Origin of the sequence: Enterobacter sp. SECR19-1250 (genome assembly GCF_013391025.1) — a bacterium.
Lineage (GTDB): Bacteria > Pseudomonadota > Gammaproteobacteria > Enterobacterales > Enterobacteriaceae > Enterobacter > Enterobacter cloacae.
Map to the genome: position 1 here is coordinate 1 of NZ_JACASJ010000011.1, position 25,465 is coordinate 25,465.

Below are 25,465 nucleotides of genomic sequence, written 5' to 3' on the forward strand. Positions count from 1 at the left end.
AACCTGCGACCAATTGATTAAAAGTCAACTGCTCTACCAACTGAGCTAACGACCCCTTGCGGGATTTTTCTTCGAAGTGGTGGGTCGTGCAGGATTCGAACCTGCGACCAATTGATTAAAAGTCAACTGCTCTACCAACTGAGCTAACGACCCACTTTTACGCTGCTTTCACGTTGTTTGATATCCCGTGGCAACGGCGGCATATATTACTGATTTAAGAATTCTGCGCAACAAAAATTTCGATGAAGATCACTTAACTGCTTAGTAATCATGCTGCACGACCAGAAATAACGCGATTTCTGGTCATGCGATAATCATCCCATCGAACTCAGACGTTTTTGCGCCTGTTTGGCCCCTTCCGTGCCCGGGAATTTTGCAACCACCTGCTGATAAACCGCTTTGGCTTTCGCAGTGTCACCTTTGTCCTGCATGATCACGCCGACCTTAAACATCGCATCAGGCGCTTTTGGCGATTTCGGGTAATTTTTCACCACAGAAGCGAAATAAAACGCCGCATCGTCTTTTTTACCCTTGTTGTAATTCAACTGACCCAGCCAGTAATTTGCGTTTGGCTGGTAAGTGGAATCCGGGTACTTCTTAACGAAGTTCTGAAACGCAACGATAGCATCATCCTGGCGCGATTTATCCTGTACCAGTGCAATGGCCGCGTTGTAATCCGTATTCGCGTCACCGCTCTGCACAGGCGCCCCTGTCGCAGCAGAGGCATCGGCTGAAGGCGCTGGCGCGTCTGTGGCCGCTCCGCTTTGATCGCCCGCTGCTGGTTGCGCTGCTGCCCCCCCGCTGCTCAGGCTATCAATCTGCAGCAAGATCTGCTTTTGACGTTCCACAACCTGGTTAAGCTGATACTGGCTCTCCTGAATCTGACCACGGAGGGAGTCGATATCAGTTTGGTTATCGGAAAGTTGTTGCTGGAGTTGGGTTAAAAGCTGACTGTGAGCGTTAGAGATACGCTCGAGTTGAGTGACCCGGTCTTCCACCGAGCCTGAGCCGACACTACTGATTGGTGCCTGAGCAAAAGCGGCCCAGGGGGCCGCTATTCCAACCAGTAACGACAGACTCAACAGATGATGTCTGAAGTTACTGCTCATGCAATTCTCTTAGTAAACCAGTACGGCACGACGGTTTTTGGCGTACGCCGCTTCGTCATGACCCAGTACTGCAGGTTTTTCTTTACCGTAAGAAACGATGGAGATCTGGTCAGCAGAAACGCCTTTACCCTGCAGGTACATTTTAACAGCGTTAGCACGACGTTCACCCAGGGAGATGTTGTACTCTGGAGTACCACGTTCGTCCGCGTGACCTTCTACGGTGACTTTGTAAGACGGGTTGCTACGCAGGAAGTTAGCGTGAGCATCCAGCATCGCAGCGAAGTCAGAACGGATGTCGTATTTATCCAGATCGAAGTAAACGATGTTGTTCTGCTGCAGCTGCTGCATCTGAAGACGCGCTTGCTCTTCAGAGGACATGTTGCCATTGCCGTTCGCGTCCATACCGGTGCCGGCACCCATCATGCCTTCGCCGCTCTGGTCATTGCTGGCGTTCTTGTTAGAAGAACACGCTGCGATTGCCATTACAGGCAGAGCGATCATCAGCCCCTTCAGCACTTTGTTCAGTTGCATTTCTATGATTCCTTTAGTAATCAATTAATTATTATTTACAGATACGGCGACCAGGCAGGGGATTTTACCTGTCCATCAGTTGCCGGAATACGCGCTTTGAAACGCCCATCTGTAGAAACCAGATTCAGCACAGATCCCATCCCCTGAGAAGAGCTGTAGATTACCATAGTGCCGTTAGGTGCCAGACTTGGCGTTTCATCCAGGAACGTTGACGACAGAACTTGGACGCCACCCGCTACCAGATCTTGTTTGGCAATGTGCTGCTGCCCACCGTTGGAGCTGACCATTACCATAAATTTACCGTCGCTGCTCACATCTGCGTTCTGGTTCTGAGAGCCTTCCCAGGTGATACGCTGCGGAGCCCCGCCGTTGATGTTCACTTTATAGATTTGTGGACGGCCTGCCTGGTCAGAGGTAAACGCCAGGTTCTGGCTGTCCGGGAACCATGATGGTTCCGTGTTGTTGCTGCGACCATCCGTCACCTGACGGATCTGACCAGAACCAATGTCCATCACGTACAGGTTCAGGCTACCGGTTTTGGACAGCGCAAAGGCCAGCTTAGAGCCGTCCGGCGAGAACGAAGGCGCACCGTTGTGACGTGGGAACGACGCCACCTGACGAACAGCACCGTTAGCCAGCGTCTGAATAACCAGCGCAGAACGACCGCTTTCGAAGGTCACGTAAGCCAGTTTAGACCCGTCCGGAGACCAGGCTGGAGACATCAGCGGCTGAGAAGAGCGTTTCACCAGGAACTGGTTGTAACCGTCGTAGTCAGAGACGCGCAGCTCATACGGGAACTGGCCGCCGTTGGTCTGTACCACATAGGCGATACGGGTACGGAACGCACCTTTAATACCGGTCAGTTTTTCGAATACCGCATCGCTGGCAGCGTGAGCCGCATAGCGCAGGTACTGTTTAGTGACCTTGTAAGAGTTCTGAGCCAGAACGGTACCCGGTGCACCGCCGGTATCCACCAGCTGCCAGGCCACGTTGTAAGAGCCGTCCGGGTTAGGGGTAACCTGACCCACAACCACGGCATCAATGCCCAGTGCAGACCACGCGGCAGGCTGAACTTCCTGCGCGCTACCCGGCTGCTGAGGCAGACGAGAACGATCTAACGGGTTGAATTTACCGCTGTTACGCAGGTCAGCTGCCACGATGCCGCCGGCATCTTCAGGCGCCGCACCAGGGCCAGCCCACTGGAATGGAACTACACCGATTGGGCGTGCCGAGTCCACCCCCTGGGTGATCTCGATACGTACTTCTGCGTGCAGTACAGCTGCCCACAGCATTAAGAAACTAAATGCTACACGTAATGCCTGCTTCATCATATCTCCCTTATCTGGGTAACCTTACCCACGATAATTTAGCAGAATGTTAACAAACCCAAATAGACAAAACTACTAAACCCTGTGACTAAACCTGGTCTATTTTTCCCCGTTTGCACGGGGAAAATGTAACTTAAGGTTTGAAGTCCAGCGGTGCATTTTTAAAGACTTCGTAGACTGCCTGAGACGGTGGTTTAGGCATCTTCGCCTGACGTGCTGCAGCCTGAGCTGCAGTACACAAAGCGGGATCCCCACCTTCAGACTTAATATCAAGAAGCATGCCGTCCGGCGCCAGTTTTATACGCAGCGTACACGTTTTACCGGTATAGGAAGACGCATCATAGAATCGGCTTTCGATAGCGGATTTAATCTGCGCAGCATAGCCATTGATTTCAGCCCCTGTCGCACCGTTACTCTTAGTGTTACCACTTCCTGTCGGTGCTGCGTTGTTTCCTTTCGCCCCACCGCCTGTTTTCGGCGCATTCTTACCGGAACTGAGATCGCCCAGCAGATCGTCAACGCCCGCAGCGGCAGCGGCTTTCTCTGCAGCAGCCTTTTTCGCTGCAGCTTTTTCAGCAGCCGCTTTTTTATCGGCAGCAGCCTTCTCAGCTGCAGCTTTTTTGTCGGCAGCCGCTTTCTCGGCGGCAGCTTTCTTCTCCGCAGCCGCTTTTTCAGCAGCGGCGGCTTTTTCTGCGGCAGCTTTCTCGGCAGCAGCGGCTTTCTTCGCAGCCTCGGCAGCCGCTTTCTTCTCGGCTTCCTGAGCCGCTTTTTTCGCGGCTTCGGCTTCCGCTTTCTTCTGAGCATCAGCAGCGGCTTTTTTCGCGGCTTCCGCTTCCGCTTTCTTCTGAGCATCAGCGGCGGCTTTCTTCGCGGCTTCCGCTTCCGCTTTCTTCTGGGCGTCGGCAGCGGCTTTCTTCGCCGCTTCTGCCGCTAATTTCACCTGGGCATCAGCCTGTGCTTTGGCATCCGCTGCGGCTTTCGCTGCCGCCTCTTCCGCCTGCTTTTGCTGTTCCTGGGCTTTCTTCGCGGCCTCTTCGGCTTGCTTCTGCTGTTGTGCCTGCTCTTTCGCGGCTTCCTGCGCCTGCAAACGTTCTTTCTCAAGCTGCTTCAGACGTTCCTGCTCGGCGGCCTGCTTTTCACGCAGTTCCTCCGCTTGCTGTTGCGCCTGTTTTTCTCGCTGCTCTTCAGCCCGTTTTGCACTCGCCTGCTGCTGTTGCTGACGGTTATAGTTCTGCACGACCGCACCGGGATCCACCATGACGGCGTCGATAGAAGAACCGCCACCGCCGCCTGATGCATCAATATGCTCGTCGAACGAACTCCAGATCAGCCCTGCAAAAAGGATCACATGCAGCACTGCGGAGACGATTATCGCTCGCTTAAGCTTGTCGTTCTGTTCGGTTGCCTTTGACACTATCGGTTCCCAAAAACTACGCGGATGATCAAATAGGCTGAGTCATTAAGCCGACAGACTTAACACCCGCACTATGTAGCAAGTTCAGCGCTTTAATAATTTCATCGTAAGGCACGTCTTTCGCACCACCGATTAAGAAGACCGTTTTCGGATTTGACTCCAGGCGTCGTTGCGCTTCAGCAATCACCTGCTCCGGCGGTAGTTGATCCATACGATCTTTCTCTACCACGACGCTGTATTGCCCTACGCCGGAAACCTCAATGATGACCGGAGGATCGTCATTGGTGCTTACCGCCTGTGATTCTGTCGCATCCGGCAGATCAACTTCCACGCTCTGGGTAATGATGGGCGCTGTCGCCATAAAGATCAGCAGCAACACCAGCAGTACGTCCAGCAGCGGAACGATATTGATTTCGGACTTGAGCTCGCGACGACCTCGTCCACGCGATCTGGCCATGGTTTACCCCTTGTTGCTCTCGGTGCTGGTAAACGCCTGACGGTGCAGAATCGCGGTGAACTCTTCCATGAAGTTGTCGTAGTTCAGTTCCAGTTTATTCACGCGCTGGTTCAGACGGTTGTAAGCCATCACCGCCGGGATTGCCGCAAACAGACCGATAGCGGTTGCAATCAGTGCTTCTGCAATACCCGGTGCAACCATCTGCAACGTCGCCTGCTTCACTGCGCCCAGCGCGATAAAGGCATGCATGATCCCCCACACCGTACCAAACAGGCCGATATACGGGCTGATGGACCCCACCGTTCCCAGGAAAGGAATGTGCGTTTCAAGATTTTCCAGCTCGCGGTTCATGGAGATACGCATCGCACGCGAGGCCCCTTCCACCACCGCTTCAGGTGCATGGCTGTTCGCGCGATGCAGACGGGCAAACTCTTTGAATCCGCTGTAGAAAATTTGTTCGGAGCCAGCGAGACTATCGCGACGACCCTGACTTTCCTGATACAGACGGGACAGTTCGATACCCGACCAGAACTTATCTTCAAACGCTTCCGCTTCACGGCCAGCCGCATTGAGAATACGCGTTCTCTGGATGATGATGGCCCAGGATGCGATTGAAAAACCAATCAAAATCAGCATGATAAGTTTAACCAGAAGGCTTGCCTTCAGGAACAAATCAAGGATATTCATGTCAGTCACTGCTTAAACTCCGCGACAATAGACTTAGGAAGCGCACGAGGCTTCATTATGGTTGGATCAACACAGACAATCAGTACTTCAGCTGAGTTCAGTACGGTGTTCTCTGCATTGACTATCCGCTGCGTGAAAACCAGCGAGGTTCCGCGCATTGATGTAATTTCAGTTTGGACTTCGAGCATATCGTCGAGTCTGGCAGGCGCAAAATACTCAAGCGTCATCTTGCGTACCACAAAGGCAACTCGCTCAGCCAACAGTACCTGTTGACTAAAGTGATGATGGCGCAGCATCTCTGTGCGTGCCCGTTCATAAAAAGCAACGTAGCTGGCGTGGTAAACCACACCACCGGCATCGGTATCTTCGTAATAGACACGAACCGGCCATCGAAACAGCGTTGTATTCACTTTACATCCCGGTAATGCAACAAAATTTTATGCTTTAAACTTCGCTACTATACGCGCGGGAATGATGGTTTGGAATGGGAGAAAGTAAACGGAGAGTAAATTTTTATGGGCTCGGGTAAGCCCATATGGTTAACGGACATTTCTTATTCAGAAGAAGAAGAAAATCAATCCAGCAAGCAGCACGATATCGGCAATAAGCGGGCAGAAAATGCCCTGCCAGTGAATCGCTTTCGGACGAAAGCCTACGCCGTGGATCACACCTGCGCACACCGCCCACATAATGAGAAAGCCGTGCCAGATCTCAAGCTCGCTGGTCTTCGCTGCAAAACGCGAAGGGTCCCAGAAGATACACCCTGCCAGCAGTAATGCCATCACTAAAGAAAGCGCCCGTAACGGGCGCTTATCCATTACCGCATATAACGTTGCGATAATCTTCATTAGTGTTTTTCTTCACCTGCTTTGGTCGCTTCAACGTGCTCAAGCGCCAGGGCAGTGATGACACCAAAAGCACAGGCAAGAAGCGTCCCTAAAATCCATGCGAAATACCACATATTCAGCTCCTTACTTAGTACATAGAGTGGGTGTTGCTTTCGATATGTTCTTTAGTGATACGACCGAACATTTTCCAGTAACACCAGATGGTGTAGGCCAGAACAATCGGAACGAACACGCAAGCAACATAAGTCATTAAGTTCAGCGTCATATGGCTGGAGGTTGCATCCCACATGGTCAGGCTAGCATTCAGCATGGTGCTGGATGGCATCACGAATGGGAACATAGCGATACCTGCAGTCAGGATGATGCACGCCAGCGTCAGTGATGAGAACACGAACGCCAGAGCGCCTTTTTCCAGACGAGACGTCAGAACCGTCAGCAGCGGCAGCAACACACCCAACGCCGGAATAGCCCACAGCACAGGCATCGCGTTGAAGTTCACCAGCCATGCACCGGCCTCACGCGCCACTTCTTTGGTCAGCGGGTTAGACGGCGCGACGTGGTTAATCGCAGACGTCACCACGTAACCATCAATACCGTAGACCACCCAAACACCTGCCAGCGCGAAGCAGACCAGTGTGATCAGGGCAGCAACCTGAGCCGTTGCACGAGAACGCAGATGCAGCTCACCAACAGTACGCATCTGCAGATAGGTTGCGCCCTGGGTGATGATCATCGCCACACTGACTACGCCTGCCAGCAGACCAAACGGATTCAGCAGCTGGAAGAAGTTACCGGTGTAGTAAAGACGCATGTACTCGTCCATGTGGAACGGTACACCCTGCAGCAGGTTACCGAATGCCACACCAATCACCAGCGGTGGAACGAAGCTACCAATGAAGATGCCCCAGTCCCACATGTTACGCCAGCGGGTGTCTTCAATCTTGGAACGGTAGTCGAAACCGACCGGACGGAAGAACAAAGACGCCAGAACCAGAATCATCGCCACGTAGAAACCGGAGAACGCAGCCGCGTAAACCATCGGCCAGGCAGCAAACAGCGCGCCGCCAGCGGTGATCAGCCACACCTGGTTACCGTCCCAGTGCGGGGCGATGGAGTTGATCATGATTCGACGCTCGGTGTCATTACGACCGAGGAAACGGGTGAGCATCCCCACCCCCATGTCGAAACCATCCGTGACAGCAAAACCGATCAGCAGAACACCGATCAACAGCCACCAGATAAAACGCAATACTTCATAATCGATCATTTGATGACTCCTGTCTTAGCGTGCCGGCTGAGTAGTCACACCGGACTGCTCGTAGTGATAGCGACCGGTTTTCAGGCTGCTTGGGCCAAGGCGCGCGAACTTGAACATCAGGAACAGTTCAGCCACCAGGAACAGGGTGTAGAGACCACAGATCAGCAGTATTGAGAAGATCAGATCGCCTGCTGTCAGCGAGGAGTTGGCCACCGCCGTTGGCAGCACCTCACCAATCGCCCATGGCTGACGTCCATACTCCGCAACAAACCAGCCGGACTCAATTGCGATCCACGGCAGCGGGATAGCATACAGCGCCGTACGCAGCAGCCATTTTTTCTCGCCGATGCGGTTACGAATCACAGACCAGAAGGACGCCGCAATGATCAGCAGCATGATGATGCCGCAGCCTACCATGATACGGAATGCAAAGTAGAGTGGCGCTACGCGTGGAATAGAGTCTTTGGTTGCCATCTGGATCTGCGCTTCCGTCGCGTCGGAGACGTTCGGGGTATAGCGTTTCAGCAGCAGACCGTAGCCCAGATCTTTCTTCACGTCGTTGAACTGGTCACGAACGGCCTGGTCGGTAGAACCGGCACGCAGCTGTTCCAGCAGAGCGTAGGCTTTCATACCGTTACGGATACGGCCTTCGTGCTGCTCCATCAGCTCTTTCAGACCCGTCACCTGTTTGTCAACAGAACGGGTAGCGATGATACCCAGCGCATAAGGAATTTGAATGGCGAAGCGGTTTTCCTGGGCGTCCTGGTCCGGAATACCGAACAGGGTAAAGGCAGCCGGGGCCGGTTGGGTTTCCCATTCAGCTTCGATTGCGGCGAGCTTGGTTTTCTGTACGTCACCCATTTCATAACCGGATTCATCACCCAGCACGATAACGGAGAGGATGGCAGCCATACCGAAGCTTGCAGCGATAGCAAAGGAACGTTTAGCGAAGGCGAAGTCACGACCACGCAGCATATAGTAGGAGCTGATGCCCAGAATGAACATCGCGCCGCACACATAGCCAGAGGCCACGGTGTGGACGAATTTAACCTGAGCAACCGGGTTCAGGACCAGCTCGGCAAAGCTGACCATCTCCATACGCATGGTTTCGAAGTTGAAATCAGACGCAATCGGGTTCTGCATCCAGCCGTTTGCCACCAGGATCCACAGCGCGGACAGGTTAGACCCTAATGCCACCAGCCAGGTCACCGCCATATGCTGGACTTTGCCCAGACGGTCCCAGCCGAAGAAGAACAGACCTACAAAGGTGGATTCGAGGAAGAAGGCCATCAGACCTTCAATGGCCAGCGGCGCACCGAAGATATCCCCTACATAGTGGGAATAATATGACCAGTTGGTCCCGAACTGGAACTCCATGGTCAAACCGGTAGCCACGCCCAGAGCGAAGTTGATACCAAACAACTTGCCCCAGAACTTGGTCATATCTTTATAAATCTGTTTGCCGGACAGAACGTATACCGTTTCCATGATGGCCAGCAGGAACGCCATACCGAGCGTCAGCGGCACAAACAGGAAGTGGTACATCGCGGTCAAGGCAAACTGTAAGCGCGACAGTTCGACTACGTCTAACATTATGACTCCTTGCTCATCGCATGAAGACTCCGAGAGTGAACCCCAGGAAAAGGATCCACACGCATGCCCCAATACAAAGTTATCTGCTCCCCTTCTTCGTTGCCTATTCTCTACAGAATGAAAAAGCAGTGATGAAAGGTTACAAATACGTTAATAAAAAACTCAAATTGGTCCCGCAAATATAATACGCTGCAAAACCCTTACAATAAACAGGTTTTTATTGAATCATATTTACGTTTTTCGACGGCGATCAATTTATAGCAAAATTACCACTTTTCGACCATTTTGATCGGGGACAATTTAGCGCTTTTAAGCACCTTTTTCCAAGGATTAAACTTTGATTTAAATCAAAAACAACGACCGATGTTAACTATGTTTAAACGCGGTAAGAATGGTAAAAACCATGTTAACGATATGTGCATACAAAGCTGTGATTGGTTATCGAAGAAGGGAAAAAATATAAACAGAAGTGATTTTAATTAACGCAAAAGAAAAACACCTTTTCGACGCGGGGCAATCTTTAAAGCGTAGTCGGGCCAGGTTATTTTTCCAGAGTTTGACTGCAACCCTTCGAAATTACATTTAATTTACTTTTCGCGCTCTATAAGTTAACACCGTAGCGTGACTATTTAATGAAAAAAGGCTGCACCTGGCAGCCTTTTTTCGTTTTTCAGGCAAGAAGAATGCTAAAGGTTCGTGACTGCCCCGGTCTGAACGTGCCGGTAATCCCCTGCTCTTTACGATCATCCAGTAACCGTTCATTCAGGTCCGTTTCGCCGCACCGTTTCAACGCCGGGTTAACGGATAACGTCGTCTCGCAGACGCTGGACTCCGAAGGGTTGAACAGGCGAAGAATAAGTTCATCCCGATCTTCCGCTTTTTTGAGCGCGCTGAGCACGCATCCCGTCGGGGAAAGCGCCAGCAGACTGTAACTTTCCGGCGTGGTGAACGACGCACGGTTTAATTTCATCGCATCCCAGGGGATCTTGTTATAGCACTGCACCGGCGTTAACCACGCCTTAGCCTGCTGCGTGACGCCCGAGCTTTCAGGGGTGCCACTGAAACTGAACAGGCTAAAACGGCAGGTTAACGGACCACGCATCTGGGAATCCGGGACGGGCATCTTGATCCCCGAAGGTCTGCCAGGGCGCAACAGCAAATCTTCTTTTCCGAGTAACCCCACGCCGCGCAGCAGAGTCAGCGCAAAGGCTTTTTTGGTATCGCCCACCACTTCAAATTCACGTAGTCCTTCTGTAAACAGCGCAAGCCCGTTTCGCTTTTCCTGCAGCACGGCATAGTTGAGCAAATTCCAGACAGGAACGGGCGCTTCTTTCCAGCCCTCTTCCTGCCAGCGTTGCATCGCAGCGTCCTGCACGGGGCGAGTAATGGTGCCAAACTGCGTATCCGCGAGCACGTGCTGAGTCGTAAACGGTGTGGGGATCAGCACCCGAACGCGGTGGTCATCCGCCTGGTTATCCAGACGCACCGCCACATCAATACGTCTGCTGTTGTGGCTGAGCGTAATGTCAAATGCCACCTCAAGAGAACCCTTTCGCTGACGTGCAGCGCGTTCAGAGAGGTTTGCCGGTACAGCAATACGGTGGCGGATCACCGCCCTGCTCTGCCAGGCTTCGTGTATGACGTCAACCTGATGCTCGCCCTGTGCCGAAGTGAGCCTCCACTCTTCCCGTGAAGGCGAGTAGTCGTACTCATCGCCATCATCCGAACTCTCTTCAATCTCCAGTACCCGGTCGTAAATCAGGCCGGTTTCTTTGTCGCGCAGACGCAGCGTACCGTCGTCGTTTATATCAATCTGCCAGAAGGCGTTTTCCAGTAAGGCACCGGTGTTTTGCGCCGGAGAGAGCACCTTTCCGGCTACGTGCGGTTCAATAAACAGCGTACGGTAGCCCATCGATGGCAGGATCTGGCTGAGCTGGATATCAAACTCCATAAACGGTTCGTAGTTACCGTAATGGACAATCTGCCGGTCAATGAGACCAGGGTCGAGCTCGCGCGCGCTGCGAATGAAATACGGGATCTCGTTGCCTTTCTCATCACGCAGACGAAACTGGCTGGCGCGCAGCCGAATCGTGGTGTTCATCACCTCTTCACGCGGCCAGGGCATCAGGTTGAACATCACCAGCTTATCGGCGTCGGATTGCGGCATGTTGTCGACAATCTTGCGCATATAGAAGCGCACCAGGTTGTCTGCCATGTCCTCCGCCAGCTCAAAGCGGGAGACAATCTCGCGATGCACCTTGTCGCTGCAGCAGCAGCCGATGCTGTCATGGGCGTGATTCTTGAGGATCTCTTTCCACATTTTCTCCAGCAGACCGTGGTGATAGTCGAAACCGAGAGTCCAGGCAAGCGTCGCCAGCGGCTCAAGCACGTTGACGATTTTATTCTCGATACGCGCATGGGCGATTTTAATATCCATGCGCGTGGAGCCGATTGTCCGGTGCACGCGCATGTATTTCCCGTCGATAAACTCCCCTTTCAGCGTCGCCAGTTCATCGCGCCGCGCCTCAATATGGTCAAACACCTCCTCGAAGCGGCTCATCACAAACTGACGTTGCGGATAGATTTCACGAAGCTTCTCCATCACCGCAAAAAGGTTCTGCTGCAGCGGCATCTGGTCGTGGCCGTTGGGCAGCAAAATCTCTTTGGTGACAGAGGCGTTTTCCAGGACCTCGAAATAACTGTCGAGCCGTTTTCGTAGCCCGGCCTCATCCTCAGGTAAGTACTTACCAATCGCATAGCCCAACGGCAGCACCTGTGCCGTCACTTCACTGCCGTCCTGGCTCTGCCAGAGAAATTCGGTTTTATCGGTACCGTGTCGTTCAGAACAGCCGCGCCAGAACATCGTGCGGGTAATGCCAAACCCGTTATAAATATGCGGAAGCTGGCCTGACATCCCAAACGAATCCGGCAGATAACCGATCATCATCGGCTCGCCGAACGCCATACAGTCGCGAATACCGTACATCAGGTTGCGGACAATCGACTCGCCGCTGACGATCGTGGTATCGGTCTGGGTATACCACGGGCCGATAATCAATTTTCCGCGCTCGACAAGCGCCTTCACCCGCGAGCGGTTTTCGGGCTTGACGGCAAAGTAATCCTCCAGCACTGCCGTCTGTCCGTCGAGAACGTAATATTTATAGGCCTCGTCCTGCTCCAGACGGGTCAGGATCTCTTCCATATTATTGACCAGAAGAATACGCGACTCTTCGGTGGTGAAGTACCACTCACGGTCCCAGTGCATATGCGGCGTGATATGAACGCGAGATACAGCTTTCATCTTCGTTTCCTGTGTTGTGCGTTTTACGGTATGGCGTCTTCAGTGATGTATTTGCCCGTTTTGACCGCCTGACGTCGCCAGAGCAGCAGAATAAATGTGGAGATAGCGGTCCCCACCAGCGCCGCACCAAACCAGCCTGCCGCTGCAACCACACCGCTCAGCCCTGCATCATGAAGTAAAAAGAGCGAGAAAATGCCTGCGCCCGGCGTGGACAGGCCGATCCCCATCGCGCCAACAATCGCCCCTGTCACCATGGAGCCCAGCACAAATGAGCCAATGACGCGGAGGGGATCTTCAATCGCCATCGGTATCGCCCCTTCGGTAATGCCCGCGAGGCCAAGCAGCCACGTTGATTTGCCGGTTTCAATTTCAAACGGTTTAAACAATCTCGGCGCCAGCATCGTTGACGCCGTCACGGTAAAGGCCGAGACCATCTTGACGGAGGCGAAAATCGCATAGGGGCCATACACCCCGTTGGCCATCGCCCCGAGGCAGAACGCGTAGGAGGCTTTGTTAACCGGCCCGCCCAAATCGAACGAACACATAAAGCCAAGGATCGCGCCCAGGAGCAGCGCATTCGCGCCAGAAAGACCATTGAGCCAGGCGGTGAGCGCGTTGTTTATCCAGGCCACCGGTTCGCCGATCACAAACAGCATCAGGCTGCCTGCGCCCAGCACGCCAATAACCGGATAAAGATAAAAGGTTAAGAAGCCGTTGAAGCGGCTACTGAGGTGAATGTGATTTTTCACCCAGCGCATCAGGTAGCCCGCAATCAGCCCGCCTGCGATGGCCCCCAGAAAACCGGAACCAATCATATTGGCAGCCAGACCGGCAGCGAAACCCGGCGTCAGCGCCGGTTTATCCGCCAGTGAATAAGCGGTATACGCCGCCAGAACGGGAACCATCAGCATGCCAAGCATGCCGCCGCCAAGCTTGCGGTACATCCACAGCCACGAATTTTCCTGATCGAACAAGTGCTGCAGCCCCAGAATTTGCGCCAGCAATACCGACACGGCCAGCACCGTACCGCCAGCAACAATCAACGGCACCGCAAAGGAGATGCCGCTCAGGAGCGCCTGCTTGAGCTCGGTTTTGACACTCTTTTTTGTTTCAGTATCGACGGGCGCATGCCGCGCAGCGTCGGCAGGCTTTAACGCCAGCGCGCGTTCTATTAACGCTTCAGCATGACGTAGTGGTTCCGCAACGGGTACGGAAACGGTGGGGATCCCCGCAAAGCGTTCACTCTCTTTGATCGCCACTTCTGCGGCAAAGATACATGCTCTGGCCTCCTGCAGTTGCTGCGAGGTGAGGCGCCCCTCAATGCCGTTCGCCCCCTGCTTTTCCACCACCACGTTGACGCCCATCCTGCGTCCCGCTTTTTCCAGGTACTCCGCCGCCATATAGGTGTGGGCAATCCCGGCCGGGCAGGCGGTAACGCAGACAATAGTCGGGGCACTCTCCTGGATGGCGTCGGCCTGCTCCCCGGGTGCGGCGTCCAGCGCGGTCAGCACACCTTCTGCCGTGGTCGCCGCCATTACGCGGGCCCTGAGATCGTCATCCGCCAGGCGAGACGTGAGCGCCGTTAACACCTCAATATGCGTTGATCCGGCTTCCGCCGGAGGGATCGCGAGCAGGAAAATGAGCGTGACCTCTTCCGGCCCGTCCACCCCTTCCCATTCCAGCGGTTCGCACAGCGTTGCGACGGCAAAAGCCGCCTCTTTTACCGTGGCCGATTTGCCATGGGGGACAGCCAGCCCCTCACCCAGCGCGGTTGGGCCAAGCGATTCCCGTTGAAAAACGTCCACCAGAAAAGCCTCGGCGTCAGTGATTTTGCCCAGCGCCTCCAGCCGCATCGCGAGCTGACGTATTGCCTCATCACGGCGGGTAAACTGCGCCTGAACGCAGACAGCACGCGGATCGGTCAGGGTCGTCAGGTTCATAGAGATCCTCACAGTTGCATCGTTATAGTCTGCGAAGGATTGTGGCAGAGCGGATAATACATTTATGTGATCATTTTCACTAACATCAACATTTATATTTAAGTTGTATTATTTACAAATCATTAGTTGAATGCATAATTCTCAGAAAAGGTATTAATCAGGCGCGATAAAATGGGCAATAAACCGCGATACCGGCAGATAGCGGATGTCTTCCGCGAAAAAATTAACGCCGGAGAATTAAAACCGGGTGACGCGCTACCAACGGAATCCAGCCTTCAGGAGGCGTTTAGCGTCAGCCGCGTCACCGTCCGGCAGGCCCTGAAACTGCTTGCCGACGAACAGATCATCGAAAGCATCCAGGGCAGTGGTTCATATGTGAAAGAGGAGCGGGTCAATTACGACATTTACCAGCTCACCGGCTTTTACGAAAAACTGGCGGATCGCAACGTTGATACGCACAGCGACGTTAAAATTTTTGAAGTGGTAAAAGCCGATACAAGACTCGCTGCTACGCTGGCAATTGGCGAGGATGATAAGGTCTGGCACGTCAAGCGCGTACGCTTCATCAAGCAGAAGCCGGTAAACCTGGAAGAAACCTGGATGCCGCTGGCGATGTTCCCCGACCTCACCTGGGAAGTGATGGAAAAGTCGAAATACCACTACGTTGAACAGATCAAAAAGCTGGTCATCGATCGCAGTGAACAGGAGCTGGTGCCGGTCATGCCCTCAGAAGAGGCGATTGCCGCGCTGGCGCTCGATCCGGCAAAACCGATCCTGGAAAAAGTCTCCCGCGGTTTCCTGAAAGATGGCCGGGTTTTCGAATACAGCCGCAACGTGTTCAATACCGACGATTACAAATTCACCCTCGTGGCGAAACGCAGGCAATAAAAAAGGCCGCTTTACAGCGGCCAACCATGTCGAAACGGACATTTTTTATTTCAACGCGCCCCTTTCAGGGCGCAGAGAGGACTTACTTAATGATGGATTTCAGTGCTTCGCCGATATCCGCCAGGCTGCGAACGGTCTTCACGCCTGCGGCTTCCAGCGCTGCGAATTTCTCATCAGCCGTACCTTTACCACCGGCGATAATCGCGCCTGCGTGACCCATACGCTTACCTTTCGGCGCCGTCACACCCGCGATGTAACCGACTACTGGCTTGGTTACGTGTTCTTTGATGTAAGCAGCCGCTTCTTCTTCCGCGCTACCACCGATCTCACCGATCATGACGATCGCTTCGGTCTGTGGATCTTCCTGGAATAGCTTCAGGATGTCGATGAAGTTAGAGCCTGGGATTGGGTCACCGCCGATGCCCACACAGGTGGACTGGCCGAAGCCGTAGTCGGTGGTCTGCTTAACCGCTTCATAGGTCAGCGTACCGGAACGGGAAACGATACCCACTTTGCCCGGCTTGTGAATGTGACCTGGCATGATGCCGATTTTGCATTCGCCTGGGGTGATCACGCCTGGGCAGTTCGGGCCGATCATGCGCACGCCCGCTTCGTCCAGCTTCACTTTCACGGTCAGCATATCCAGCGTCGGGATACCTTCAGTGATGGTGATGATCAGTTTGATGCCTGCGTCGATCGCTTCCAGAATGGAGTCTTTGCAGAACGGTGCCGGAACGTAGATAACGGTCGCGGTTGCGCCCGTCGCTTCTACGGCTTCACGCACGGTGTTGAACACCGGCAGGCCCAGGTGTGTGGTGCCACCTTTACCTGGTGTTACACCGCCAACCATCTGCGTACCGTAGGCAATCGCCTGCTCGGAGTGGAAAGTCCCCTGGCTACCGGTGAAGCCCTGGCAGATAACCTTGGTATCTTTATTGATTAAAACTGACATTATTTCCCCTCCACTGCGGCAACAACCTGCTGAGCTGCATCCGTCAGACTTTTCGCTGCAATAATATTCAGGCCGCTGTCAGCCAGTTTTTTCGCGCCGAGTTCAGCGTTGTTACCTTCAAGACGCACAACAACCGGAACGTTAACGCCCACTTCTTCTACCGCGCCGATGATGCCGTCTGCGATCAGGTCGCAACGTACGATACCGCCGAAGATGTTCACCAGAACGGCTTTCACGTTGTCGTCAGAGAGAATGATTTTGAACGCTTCGGTTACGCGCTCTTTGGTTGCGCCACCGCCTACGTCGAGGAAGTTCGCTGGCTCGCCGCCGTGCAGCTTAACGATGTCCATGGTGCCCATCGCCAGGCCCGCACCGTTAACCATGCAGCCGATGTTGCCATCCAGCGCCACGTAGTTCAGTTCCCACTGAGCAGCCTGTGCTTCACGCGGGTCTTCCTGAGACTGGTCACGCATTTCGCGCAGATCCGGCTGGCGGAACAGGGCATTGCCGTCAGCACCCAGTTTGCCATCGAGGCAGATCAGATCGCCCTGAGTGGTGATCACCAGCGGGTTGATCTCGATCAGCGCCAGATCGCGCTCCAGGAAGATGGTCGCCAGACCCATGAAGATCTTGGTGAACTGCTGAACCAGTTTGCCTTCCAGACCCAGTTTGAACGCCAGCTCACGGCCCTGGTAAGGCATTGGACCTGCCAGTGGATCGATAGCCACTTTATGGATCAGGTGTGGCGTCTCTTCTGCCACTTTTTCGATTTCCACGCCGCCTTCGGTAGACGCCATGAACACCACGCGACGCGAGCTACGGTCTACCACCGCGCCCAGATACAGCTCTTTCGCGATGTCGGTTGCCGCTTCAACCAGGATCTGGTTGACTGGCTGGCCGTTCGCATCTGTCTGGTAAGTGACCAGACGCTTGCCGAGCCAATGTTCAGCAAATGCACGAATTTCTTCTTTGCTCTTAACAACCTTCACACCGCCCGCTTTACCACGGCCACCAGCGTGAACCTGACATTTAACTACCCACGGGCCGGAACCGATTTTAGATGCGGCTTCTTCTGCTTCACGCGGGGTAGTACAGGCATAACCCACCGGAGCCGGTAAGCCATACCGGGCAAACAGCTGTTTGGCCTGATATTCATGTAAGTTCATGTGTTCTATCCATCCTTCAGGGTAATCGTTATCTTCAAACCTGCAGGCCGGTGCAAGGCGTATCCGGCCTACAGGGCAGGTGATGCTAAAAGGGACTAGACGTCCAGCAGCAGACGCGTTGGATCTTCCAGCAGCTCTTTAATCGCTACCAGGAAGCCCACGGACTCGCGGCCGTCGATCAGACGGTGATCGTAAGAGAGCGCCAGATACATCATTGGCAGGATCTCCACTTTACCGTCTACCGCCATCGGACGATCTTTAATGGCGTGCATACCCAGGATCGCGCTCTGCGGCGGGTTGATGATCGGGGTAGACATCAGCGAGCCAAATACGCCGCCGTTGGTAATGGTGAAGTTACCGCCGGTCAGGTCGTCTACGGTCAGCTTGCCGTCGCGGCCTTTCACGGCCAGCTCTTTAATATTTTTCTCGATGTCGGCCATACCCAGGGTATCCACATCACGCAGAACCGGAGTCACCAGACCACGTGGCGTAGACACCGCCATGCTGACGTCGAAATAGTTGTGGTAAACCACGTCATCACCATCGATGGACGCGTTCACTTCCGGGTAGCGTTTCAGTGCTTCAACAACCGCTTTCACGTAGAAGGACATAAAGCCCAGACGGATACCGTGACGTTTTTCAAACGCGTCACCGTACTGCTTACGCAGGTCCATGATTGGCTTCATGTTCACTTCGTTGAAGGTGGTCAGCATCGCGGTGGAGTTTTTCGCTTCCAGCAGACGCTCTGCCACACGCTTACGCAGGCGAGTCATTGGCACGCGTTTTTCACTGCGCGCACCCAGAGCAGGCTGTGCTGCTGGCGCTGCCACAGGGGCTTTCGCTTCTGCCTGAGCAGGCGCTTTCGCCAGGTGTTTGTCGATGTCTTCACGGGTCAGACGACCGCCTACACCGGTACCTTTGATGGCTGCCGGGTCAAGGCTGTGTTCAGCCAGCAGGCGACGGATCGCCGGGCTGAGCGCGTCGTTGGTCTGTTCTTCCAGAGAAGCCTGCTGGCGCTGAGCCGGCGTAGAGGCTTTCTCTTCAGACTTCGCGCTGGACTCTTTGCCCGCGCTGTTGCCTTCACGCAGGCGACCCAGGATCTGGCGAGAGGTTACGGTGGTGCCTTCGTCTTCCAGCACCGCGTCCAGAACGCCATCCGCCGAAGCCGGTACTTCCAGTACCACTTTGTCAGTTTCGATTTCTACCAGCACTTCATCGCGCTTAACGGCATCGCCTGGTTTTTTATGCCAGGTAGCGACGGTCGCATCTGCTACAGATTCAGGCAGGTCGGGAACAAGAATATCTACACTACTCATTATGTATCCTTTAATTAATCGACGTTCAGCGCGTCATTGACCAGATCTTGTTGCTGCTTCTGGTGAACGGACATATACCCTACCGCCGGAGAGGCGGAGGCCGGGCGACCTGCATAACGCAGGGCAGACCCAAATGGAATCACTTCACGGAAATGATGCTGGCTGCAGTACCATGCGCCCTGGTTGAGCGGCTCTTCCTGGCACCAGACAAAATCATGCACGTGAGCGTACGGTTTCAGCGCTTCCTGCACCGCCTGGTGCGGGAATGGATAAAGCTGTTCGATACGCACGATGGCGACATCTTTCTGATCGTTCTTACGGCGCTGTTCCAGCAGGTCGTAATAAACCTTACCAGAACACATCACCACACGCTTCACAGCCTGCGGATCCAGTTCATCAATCTCACCGATGGCAGGCAGGAAGGTGCCATTCGCCAGCTCATCCAGGCTGGACACCGCCAGTGGGTGACGCAGCAGGGATTTTGGTGACATGACCACCAGCGGACGGCGCATACCGCGCAGCGCCTGACGACGCAGCATGTGGTAAACCTGAGCCGGGGTGGACGGTACGCAAACTTGCATGTTCTGCTCAGCGCAGAGCTGCAGATAACGTTCCAGGCGCGCGGAGGAGTGCTCAGGACCCTGGCCTTCATAACCATGTGGCAGGAGCATCACCAGGCCACACATACGGCCCCATTTCTGTTCGCCAGAAGAGATGAACTGGTCGATAACCACCTGAGCACCGTTGGCGAAGTCACCGAACTGCGCTTCCCAGATGGTCAGCGTACGCGGCTCTGCGGTAGCGTAACCGTATTCGAAGGCCAGCACCGCTTCTTCAGAGAGCACGGAGTCCCAGACCTTGAACTGGCCCTGACCGTTGTGCACGTGCTGCAGCGGGGTGTAGGTTGAACCGTTAGACTGGTTGTGAACTACCGCGTGGCGGTGGAAGAAGGTGCCACGGCCCGCATCTTCACCGGACAGACGAACAGGAATACCTTCGTCAACCAGCGTCGCGTAAGCCAGCGTTTCTGCACCGCCCCAGTCGAACAGCTTCTCACCTGCCGCCATAGACTGACGGTCAGCATAAATTTTTGCCACGCGAGACTGCATCTCGATGGCGTCTGGCACGGTGCTGATGCGTTTAGCCAGCTCCTGCAGGCGCTTCATCTCGACCTTGTTCGGGTAGCTCTCATCCCACTCGTGGTTGAGGTACGGCGACCAGGTAAAGGAGTGCATGTTCATCGGACGCAGCTCTTTCACCACGCACTCACCCGCATCCAGCGCGTCGCGGTAGAGGTTGACCATTTCGGTCGCATCTTCCAGCGTCGCCACTTTTTCGCTTTCCAGCTTGTCAGCGTAGATTTTGCGCGGCGTCGGGTGTTTTTTGATTTTCTGGTACATCAACGGCTGGGTTGCACTTGGCTCGTCGGCTTCGTTGTGGCCGTGACGGCGGTAGCAGAACAGGTCGATGAACACATCGCGTTTGAAGGTGTTACGGAAGTCCAGCGCCAGACGGGTCACGAAGGCGACCGCTTCCGGGTCATCCGCGTTCACGTGGAAGATTGGCGCCTGTACCATCTTGCCGATGTCGGTGCAGTAAGGGGTTGAACGCGCATCCAGTGGGTTAGACGTTGTGAAGCCCACCTGGTTGTTGATGACGATACGAACGGTACCGCCCACTTCATAACCACGCGCTTTGGACATGTTCAGGGTTTCCTGAACCACGCCCTGCCCTGTGACCGCCGCATCACCGTGAATGGTGATTGGCAGCACTTTGTTGCTGCTTGGCTCGTCCAGACGATCCAGACGCGCACGCACGGAACCGATAACTACCGGGCTGACGATCTCCAGGTGCGACGGGTTAAACGCCAGCGCCAGGTGAACCAGACCGCCTTCGGTTTCGATATCAGACGAGAAGCCCATGTGGTACTTCACGTCACCGGTGCCGAGATGTTCTTTATGTTTGCCCGCGAATTCGTCGAACAGGTCCTGCGGTTTTTTACCCAGCACGTTGACCAGCACGTTCAGACGACCACGGTGCGCCATGCCCAGTACCACTTCACGGGTACCGCTCTTGCCTGCATGACGAATCAGCTCTTTCAGCATTGGCACTAACGCATCGCCGCCTTCCAGCGAGAAGCGTTTTGCGCCCGGGAACTTCGCGCCCAGATAGCGCTCAAGCCCTTCCGCTGCGGTCAGTTCGTTCAGGAAGCGTTTTTTCTCGTCAGCCGAGAAGGTCGCGTGGCCCGCTACGGATTCGATACGCTGCTGGATCCAGCGTTTCTCTTCGGTAGAAGTGATATGCATGTATTCCGCGCCGATGGAGCCGCAGTAGGTTTGCTTGAGGGCGTCGATCAGATCGCCCAGCTTCATCGTGTCTTTACCGATGGCAAAAGAACCTACGTTAAAGCTTTCCTGGAAATCGGCCTCGGTCAGATCGTGATACGCCGGATCGAGATCCGCCACACGGTCTTGTTTCCACAGTCCCAGCGGATCGAGATTCGCATGCTGGTGACCGCGGAAGCGATAAGCGTTAATAAGCTGCAGGACTTTAACCTGCTTCGCGTTGGTGTCAGGGTCGGAAATCGCAGAAGAGTAACGTGAGGCATCCTTCGCCAGACGACGGAAATAATCACGTGTTTTGGAATGGAATTGATCCGGTTTGACTCCCGTGCCAGGCAACTGCTGGAACATGGAACGCCAGTTTGCGTCCACTGAGTCAGGATCGGTTAAGAAGTCTTCATAGAGCTGTTCTATCCAGCTCTGGTTGGCACCAGAGAGGTAAGAAGAGTCCAGCCAGGCTTTCATTGCGCCGTTCTGCATCGTGATCCCTTAAGCATTTTTATGCTTACTTTCGCCGTAGAAACTACCACGCACACCGCGTGTACGTGCCGGGGTTCACCTGCGAGCTCTTTTCATTTGGCCCGCGAAGGAACCTTTAGAAACTGTCTAGACTTCAGGGCAGTTTTTAAAGGTTTCTGCAATCTATCCCGTCTCCCTTTGGGAGAAGGTTAGGGTGAGGGGGAACAGCGCCCCCTCTCACTACTTACTTACGCACTGCGCTGCAGCAGCATCGACTTAATATGGCCGATGGCGCGCGTCGGGTTCAGCCCCTTCGGACACACACTGACGCAGTTCATGATGCTATGGCAGCGGAATACGCTGAAAGCGTCACTTAAACCTTCCAGACGACTATCGGTTTCGGTGTCGCGGCTATCGATCAGGAAGCGATAGGCAGCCAGCAGACCGGCCGGGCCGATGAACTTGTCCGGGTTCCACCAGAACGACGGGCACGACGTTGAACAACATGCACAGAGAATACACTCATACAAGCCGTCGAGTTTTTCACGCTGCTCGGGAGACTGTAAATGCTCACGAGCGGGTGGATTTTGCCCATTATTCAATAAGTAAGGTTTAATCTTCTCATATTGTGCATAGAATTGCCCCATGTCTACCACCAAATCACGCACGACCGGCAGGCCTGGCAGAGGACGGATAACAATTTTCTGGCCCGGGCGCTGCAACGCGGAAATTGGCGTGATGCAGGCCAGACCATTTTTGCCGTTCATGTTGACGCCGTCAGAGCCACACACCCCTTCACGGCAGGAGCGACGGAACGACAGTGTCGGATCTTTTTCTTTCAGCTGGATTAACGCATCCAGCAGCATCATGTCACGACCTTCTTCCGCTTCCAGCGTGTAATCCTGCATGCGCGGAGCGTCATCTACATCCGGGTTATAACGATAAACTGAGAATTCGAGTTTCATTGTCCTGTCTCCGCATTAGTAAGTACGAATCTTCGGCGGGAACGCCGGACGCAGTTTCGGTTCCATGTTCACCTGACGGCGCGTCATGGTTTCCGACTCTGGCAGATACAGGGAATGGCACAGCCAGTTTTCATCGTCACGATCCGGGAAGTCGAAGCGGCTATGCGCGCCACGGCTTTCGGTACGGAAGTTGGCCGACATCGCGGTTGCGAACGCGGTTTCCATCAGGTTATCCAGCTCAAGACACTCAACGCGCTGGGTGTTGAACTCGCTGGAAGTATCATCCAGACGGGCGTTTTTCAGGCGCTCGCGGATCGCTTTCAGTTGCTCAAGACCTTTCGCCATCGCGTCACCTTCACGGAATACCGAGAAGTTGTGCTGCATACATTCCTGCAGCGCTTTGCGGATTTCCACCGGATCTTCACCGTTACGGTTACCGTTCCAGCGGTTCAGACGCTCAAGCGATGCATCAATTTCGTCGTCAGTGGCGTCACGCAGCGCGCCCTGCTCGGCGATCGATTCCTGAAGATGCAGGCCCACCGCACGGCCAAACACCACCAGGTCCAGCAGGGAGTTGCCGCCCAGACGGTTGGCACCGTGTACGGACACACAGGCAATTTCGCCTACCGCGAACAGGCCTGGGATGACCACATCTTCGCCCTGCTCGTTCACGGTCAATGCCTGACCGGTCACTTTGGTCGGAATACCGCCCATCATGTAGTGGCAGGTAGGGATAACCGGAATTGGCTCTTTCACCGGGTCGACGTGGGCGAAGGTACGGGACAGTTCCAGAATACCCGGCAGACGGGATTCCAGTACCTCTTTACCCAGGTGGTCGAGTTTCAGCTTGGCGTGTGGACCCCATGGGCCATCACAGCCGCGACCTTCACGGATTTCGATCATGATGGAACGCGCCACCACGTCACGACCCGCCAGGTCTTTCGCATTCGGGGCATAACGTTCCATGAAACGTTCGCCGTGTTTGTTCAGCAGGTAACCGCCTTCACCACGGCAGCCTTCTGTCACCAGAACACCCGCACCGGCGATACCGGTTGGGTGGAACTGCCACATCTCCATATCCTGCACCGGCACGCCAGCGCGGATAGCCATCCCAACGCCGTCACCGGTATTGATGTGGGCGTTAGTGGTGGACTGGTAAATACGCCCTGCACCGCCGGTCGCCAGCACGGTTGCGCGCGCTTTGAAGTAGACCACTTCACCGGTTTCGATGCACAGCGCGGTACAACCGACAATCGCGCCATCGGCATTTTTCACCAGATCCAGCGCATACCACTCGGAGAAGATGGTAGTGTGGTTTTTCAGGTTCTGCTGATACAGAGTATGCAGCAGCGCGTGACCGGTACGGTCAGCCGCTGCCGCGGTACGTGCCGCCTGCTCGCCGCCGAAGTTTTTCGACTGGCCGCCAAACGGACGTTGATAGATGGTGCCATTTTCCAGACGGGAGAACGGCAGACCCATATGATCCAGCTCCAGAATCGCTTCCGGGCCAGTCTTACACATATATTCGATGGCATCCTGGTCGCCGATGTAGTCGGACCCTTTTACCGTGTCGTACATGTGCCATTCCCAGTTATCTTCATGGGAGTTACCCAGCGCAACGGTAATACCGCCCTGCGCAGATACCGTGTGGGAACGGGTCGGGAATACTTTAGAGAGCAGCGCACAGGTCTGGCCGCTCTGGGAAATTTGCAGCGCGGCGCGCATACCTGCGCCACCCGCACCAATCACAACAGCATCAAATTCTCTGACTGGCAGTTTCATTACACACCCCACACCACAACGAATCCATAAATAACGTAAACCACCAGTGCAACGACAATGGCCAACTGCAGAGGAAGGCGAATCGCCAGCGGTTTAACGTAATCGGTCAACACCTGCCACATGCCAATCCAGGCATGAATAAGAATGGAGAACAGCGCCAGCAGGGTGAACACTTTGGTGAAGGCAGATCCGAAGAACCCACTCCAGATTTCCCACGTCAGCGTGCCGCTGGTCGCGAAGAAACCGATCATATAGATGATGTAGAGGGTGAGAACGATGGCGGTAGCACGGACCAGAATGAAGTCATGTACGCCGTTGCGTCCTAATGCGGAGGCGTTGCTTACCATACGAGAACTCCTGCGAGAAGTGAAAGCACGACTGTAATCACAAATGAAATGTTAGCGGAACGTTTCCCGGCTTCGAAAGTCTCTTCCAGGTAACCAAAGTCCATCAGCATATGGCGAACACCCACCACAACGTGGTACGCCAGTGCGGTCAGAATGCCCCACATGATGAATTTCACGAAGAAGCTGTTCATGATGGCAGAGGCCTGGAGGAATCCTTCAGGAGAAGAGAGGCTGGTGCCCAGTAACCACAGCAGAATGCCTACCGCCACAAACGTAATCACACCCGATACACGGTGCAGAATGGACGCTATTGCTGTTACGGGGAACCGGATCGTTTTGAGATCCAGATTGACAGGTCTTTGTTTTTTCACATTTCTTATCATGAATTACGCCCACATGCTGTTCTTATTGTTTCCTTCCTCCGGACTGCGATGCGGGTCAGACAGCGTTCCTTTTCTATAACTGCGCGTCATGCAAAACATTGCTTCCAAATGCTAAAACGACACGTTACAACGCTGGGTGGCTCGGGATTGCAGGGTGTTCCGGAGACCTGGCGGCAGTATAGGCCGTTCACAAAATCATTACAATTAACCTACATACAGTTTGTCGGGTTTTCTCTGGAACAGTGATCAGGGTCACGATAACAACATCTTTTTAATTTTTAATCATCTGATTTGACAAATGTTAAACAATATTGTTACAAACGTCATCAGAAAAGGCATATAATGCGCAAAAGTTATGAGGTCTCTCTTTCACCTGACAAATAGTTATGTAACAGTGTG

22 protein-coding genes and 1 tRNA gene are annotated in these 25,465 nt (G+C 54.2%); 1 reads left to right on the forward strand and 22 read right to left on the reverse strand.

From position 1 onward, the window contains the following. Positions 1–77: 77 nt before the first annotated feature. The 14 genes from HX884_RS04655 to mngA all read right to left on the reverse strand — a co-directional run bounded on the left by HX884_RS04655 (position 78) and on the right by mngA (position 14,466). A tRNA-Lys gene (locus tag HX884_RS04655) sits at positions 78–153 on the reverse strand. 161 nt (positions 154–314) lie between these two features. Beyond that, a complete protein-coding gene (cpoB, locus tag HX884_RS04660) occupies positions 315–1,109 on the reverse strand; it encodes a cell division protein CpoB (RefSeq protein ID WP_013097528.1) in 795 nt (264 codons plus the stop codon). A 9-nt stretch (positions 1,110–1,118) separates the two neighbouring features. Continuing rightward, positions 1,119–1,640 carry a peptidoglycan-associated lipoprotein Pal gene (gene pal / locus HX884_RS04665; RefSeq protein ID WP_006177214.1) on the reverse strand — a complete coding sequence of 174 codons (522 nt, stop codon included), beginning with the start codon at positions 1,638–1,640 and terminating at the stop codon, positions 1,119–1,121. Positions 1,641–1,675: 35 nt separating this feature from the next. Continuing rightward, positions 1,676–2,968, reverse strand: coding sequence for a Tol-Pal system beta propeller repeat protein TolB (gene tolB / locus HX884_RS04670; RefSeq protein WP_013097529.1), 1,293 nt, complete (start codon positions 2,966–2,968; stop codon positions 1,676–1,678). Positions 2,969–3,101: 133 nt separating this feature from the next. Next, positions 3,102–4,382: a cell envelope integrity protein TolA gene (tolA, locus tag HX884_RS04675; protein WP_178327775.1), complete on the reverse strand. Its 1,281-nt coding sequence runs from the start codon at positions 4,380–4,382 to the stop codon at positions 3,102–3,104. Positions 4,383–4,410: 28 nt separating this feature from the next. Continuing rightward, on the reverse strand, positions 4,411–4,839 hold the full coding sequence (gene tolR, locus HX884_RS04680; RefSeq protein ID WP_003858589.1) for a colicin uptake protein TolR: 429 nt from the start codon (positions 4,837–4,839) through the stop codon (positions 4,411–4,413). A 3-nt stretch (positions 4,840–4,842) separates the two neighbouring features. Next, a complete protein-coding gene (tolQ, locus tag HX884_RS04685) occupies positions 4,843–5,535 on the reverse strand; it encodes a Tol-Pal system protein TolQ (RefSeq protein ID WP_013097532.1) in 693 nt (230 codons plus the stop codon). After that, positions 5,532–5,936, reverse strand: a complete 405-nt coding sequence (gene ybgC / locus HX884_RS04690) for a tol-pal system-associated acyl-CoA thioesterase (protein ID WP_003858593.1) — start codon at positions 5,934–5,936, stop codon at positions 5,532–5,534. The genes tolQ and ybgC overlap by 4 nt, the downstream gene beginning before the upstream one ends. A gap of 147 nt (positions 5,937–6,083) precedes the next feature. Further along, positions 6,084–6,374 carry a cyd operon protein YbgE gene (ybgE, locus tag HX884_RS04695; protein ID WP_013097534.1) on the reverse strand — a complete coding sequence of 97 codons (291 nt, stop codon included), beginning with the start codon at positions 6,372–6,374 and terminating at the stop codon, positions 6,084–6,086. Continuing rightward, positions 6,374–6,487, reverse strand: a complete 114-nt coding sequence (cydX, locus tag HX884_RS04700; protein WP_003858598.1) for a cytochrome bd-I oxidase subunit CydX — start codon at positions 6,485–6,487, stop codon at positions 6,374–6,376. Before cydX ends, ybgE begins: the two co-directional genes overlap by 1 nt. Before the next feature lie 14 nt (positions 6,488–6,501). After that, on the reverse strand, positions 6,502–7,641 hold the full coding sequence (cydB, locus tag HX884_RS04705; protein ID WP_013097535.1) for a cytochrome d ubiquinol oxidase subunit II: 1,140 nt from the start codon (positions 7,639–7,641) through the stop codon (positions 6,502–6,504). Positions 7,642–7,656: 15 nt separating this feature from the next. Next, entirely contained in the window at positions 7,657–9,225 is a 1,569-nt protein-coding gene (cydA, locus tag HX884_RS04710) for a cytochrome ubiquinol oxidase subunit I (RefSeq protein ID WP_178327776.1), read from the reverse strand. Positions 9,226–9,895: 670 nt separating this feature from the next. Further along, complete coding sequence (gene mngB / locus HX884_RS04715) at positions 9,896–12,526, reverse strand: mannosylglycerate hydrolase (protein WP_178327777.1); 2,631 nt, start codon at positions 12,524–12,526, stop codon at positions 9,896–9,898. A 23-nt stretch (positions 12,527–12,549) separates the two neighbouring features. Continuing rightward, positions 12,550–14,466 carry a PTS 2-O-a-mannosyl-D-glycerate transporter subunit IIABC gene (gene mngA, locus HX884_RS04720; RefSeq protein ID WP_178327778.1) on the reverse strand — a complete coding sequence of 639 codons (1,917 nt, stop codon included), beginning with the start codon at positions 14,464–14,466 and terminating at the stop codon, positions 12,550–12,552. Positions 14,467–14,637: 171 nt separating this feature from the next. Between mngA and HX884_RS04725 the strand changes: the two genes are divergently transcribed. Continuing rightward, on the forward strand, positions 14,638–15,354 hold the full coding sequence (locus HX884_RS04725; RefSeq protein WP_013097539.1) for a GntR family transcriptional regulator: 717 nt from the start codon (positions 14,638–14,640) through the stop codon (positions 15,352–15,354). A gap of 82 nt (positions 15,355–15,436) precedes the next feature. Here the strand turns inward: HX884_RS04725 and sucD are convergent, their stop codons facing one another. The 8 genes from sucD to sdhC form a co-directional block, all read right to left on the reverse strand. Next, a complete protein-coding gene (gene sucD, locus HX884_RS04730; protein WP_008501094.1) occupies positions 15,437–16,306 on the reverse strand; it encodes a succinate--CoA ligase subunit alpha in 870 nt (289 codons plus the stop codon). Beyond that, the gene (gene sucC, locus HX884_RS04735; RefSeq protein WP_006809579.1) at positions 16,306–17,472 is read right to left on the reverse strand and encodes an ADP-forming succinate--CoA ligase subunit beta; all 1,167 of its coding nucleotides are present in this window, start codon (positions 17,470–17,472) and stop codon (positions 16,306–16,308) included. The genes sucD and sucC overlap by 1 nt, the downstream gene beginning before the upstream one ends. A 95-nt stretch (positions 17,473–17,567) precedes the next feature. Further along, a complete protein-coding gene (gene odhB / locus HX884_RS04740; protein ID WP_013097540.1) occupies positions 17,568–18,788 on the reverse strand; it encodes a 2-oxoglutarate dehydrogenase complex dihydrolipoyllysine-residue succinyltransferase in 1,221 nt (406 codons plus the stop codon). A gap of 14 nt (positions 18,789–18,802) precedes the next feature. Beyond that, positions 18,803–21,610, reverse strand: a complete 2,808-nt coding sequence (gene sucA, locus HX884_RS04745) for a 2-oxoglutarate dehydrogenase E1 component (protein WP_023622290.1) — start codon at positions 21,608–21,610, stop codon at positions 18,803–18,805. A gap of 227 nt (positions 21,611–21,837) precedes the next feature. After that, positions 21,838–22,554: a succinate dehydrogenase iron-sulfur subunit SdhB gene (gene sdhB, locus HX884_RS04750; protein WP_008501090.1), complete on the reverse strand. Its 717-nt coding sequence runs from the start codon at positions 22,552–22,554 to the stop codon at positions 21,838–21,840. 15 nt (positions 22,555–22,569) lie between these two features. Continuing rightward, on the reverse strand, positions 22,570–24,336 hold the full coding sequence (gene sdhA / locus HX884_RS04755; protein ID WP_014831113.1) for a succinate dehydrogenase flavoprotein subunit: 1,767 nt from the start codon (positions 24,334–24,336) through the stop codon (positions 22,570–22,572). Further along, positions 24,336–24,683 (reverse strand): succinate dehydrogenase membrane anchor subunit, encoded by a 348-nt coding sequence (sdhD, locus tag HX884_RS04760; RefSeq protein ID WP_008501088.1) that lies wholly within the window; start codon positions 24,681–24,683, stop codon positions 24,336–24,338. The genes sdhA and sdhD overlap by 1 nt, the downstream gene beginning before the upstream one ends. Next, positions 24,677–25,066 (reverse strand): succinate dehydrogenase cytochrome b556 subunit, encoded by a 390-nt coding sequence (gene sdhC / locus HX884_RS04765; protein ID WP_010428700.1) that lies wholly within the window; start codon positions 25,064–25,066, stop codon positions 24,677–24,679. The genes sdhD and sdhC overlap by 7 nt, the downstream gene beginning before the upstream one ends. Positions 25,067–25,465: the final 399 nt, after the last annotated feature.

Excerpts from the sequence above, each read along its gene's own strand:
- cpoB (WP_013097528.1), bottom strand. The coding sequence starts at position 1,109 with ATGAGCAGTAACTTCAGACATCATCTGTTGAGTCTGTCGTTACTGGTT.
- pal (WP_006177214.1), bottom strand. The coding sequence starts at position 1,640 with ATGCAACTGAACAAAGTGCTGAAGGGGCTGATGATCGCTCTGCCTGTA.
- tolB (WP_013097529.1), bottom strand. The coding sequence starts at position 2,968 with ATGAAGCAGGCATTACGTGTAGCATTTAGTTTCTTAATGCTGTGGGCA.
- tolR (WP_003858589.1), bottom strand. The coding sequence starts at position 4,839 with ATGGCCAGATCGCGTGGACGAGGTCGTCGCGAGCTCAAGTCCGAAATC.
- ybgE (WP_013097534.1), bottom strand. The coding sequence starts at position 6,374 with ATGAAGATTATCGCAACGTTATATGCGGTAATGGATAAGCGCCCGTTA.
- cydX (WP_003858598.1), bottom strand. The coding sequence starts at position 6,487 with ATGTGGTATTTCGCATGGATTTTAGGGACGCTTCTTGCCTGTGCTTTT.
- cydB (WP_013097535.1), bottom strand. The coding sequence starts at position 7,641 with ATGATCGATTATGAAGTATTGCGTTTTATCTGGTGGCTGTTGATCGGT.
- cydA (WP_178327776.1), bottom strand. The coding sequence starts at position 9,225 with ATGTTAGACGTAGTCGAACTGTCGCGCTTACAGTTTGCCTTGACCGCG.
- mngB (WP_178327777.1), bottom strand. The coding sequence starts at position 12,526 with ATGAAAGCTGTATCTCGCGTTCATATCACGCCGCATATGCACTGGGAC.
- mngA (WP_178327778.1), bottom strand. The coding sequence starts at position 14,466 with ATGAACCTGACGACCCTGACCGATCCGCGTGCTGTCTGCGTTCAGGCG.
- HX884_RS04725 (WP_013097539.1), top strand. The coding sequence starts at position 14,638 with ATGGGCAATAAACCGCGATACCGGCAGATAGCGGATGTCTTCCGCGAA.
- sucD (WP_008501094.1), bottom strand. The coding sequence starts at position 16,306 with ATGTCAGTTTTAATCAATAAAGATACCAAGGTTATCTGCCAGGGCTTC.
- sucC (WP_006809579.1), bottom strand. The coding sequence starts at position 17,472 with ATGAACTTACATGAATATCAGGCCAAACAGCTGTTTGCCCGGTATGGC.
- odhB (WP_013097540.1), bottom strand. The coding sequence starts at position 18,788 with ATGAGTAGTGTAGATATTCTTGTTCCCGACCTGCCTGAATCTGTAGCA.
- sucA (WP_023622290.1), bottom strand. The coding sequence starts at position 21,610 with ATGCAGAACGGCGCAATGAAAGCCTGGCTGGACTCTTCTTACCTCTCT.
- sdhB (WP_008501090.1), bottom strand. The coding sequence starts at position 22,554 with ATGAAACTCGAATTCTCAGTTTATCGTTATAACCCGGATGTAGATGAC.
- sdhA (WP_014831113.1), bottom strand. The coding sequence starts at position 24,336 with ATGAAACTGCCAGTCAGAGAATTTGATGCTGTTGTGATTGGTGCGGGT.
- sdhD (WP_008501088.1), bottom strand. The coding sequence starts at position 24,683 with ATGGTAAGCAACGCCTCCGCATTAGGACGCAACGGCGTACATGACTTC.
- sdhC (WP_010428700.1), bottom strand. The coding sequence starts at position 25,066 with ATGATAAGAAATGTGAAAAAACAAAGACCTGTCAATCTGGATCTCAAA.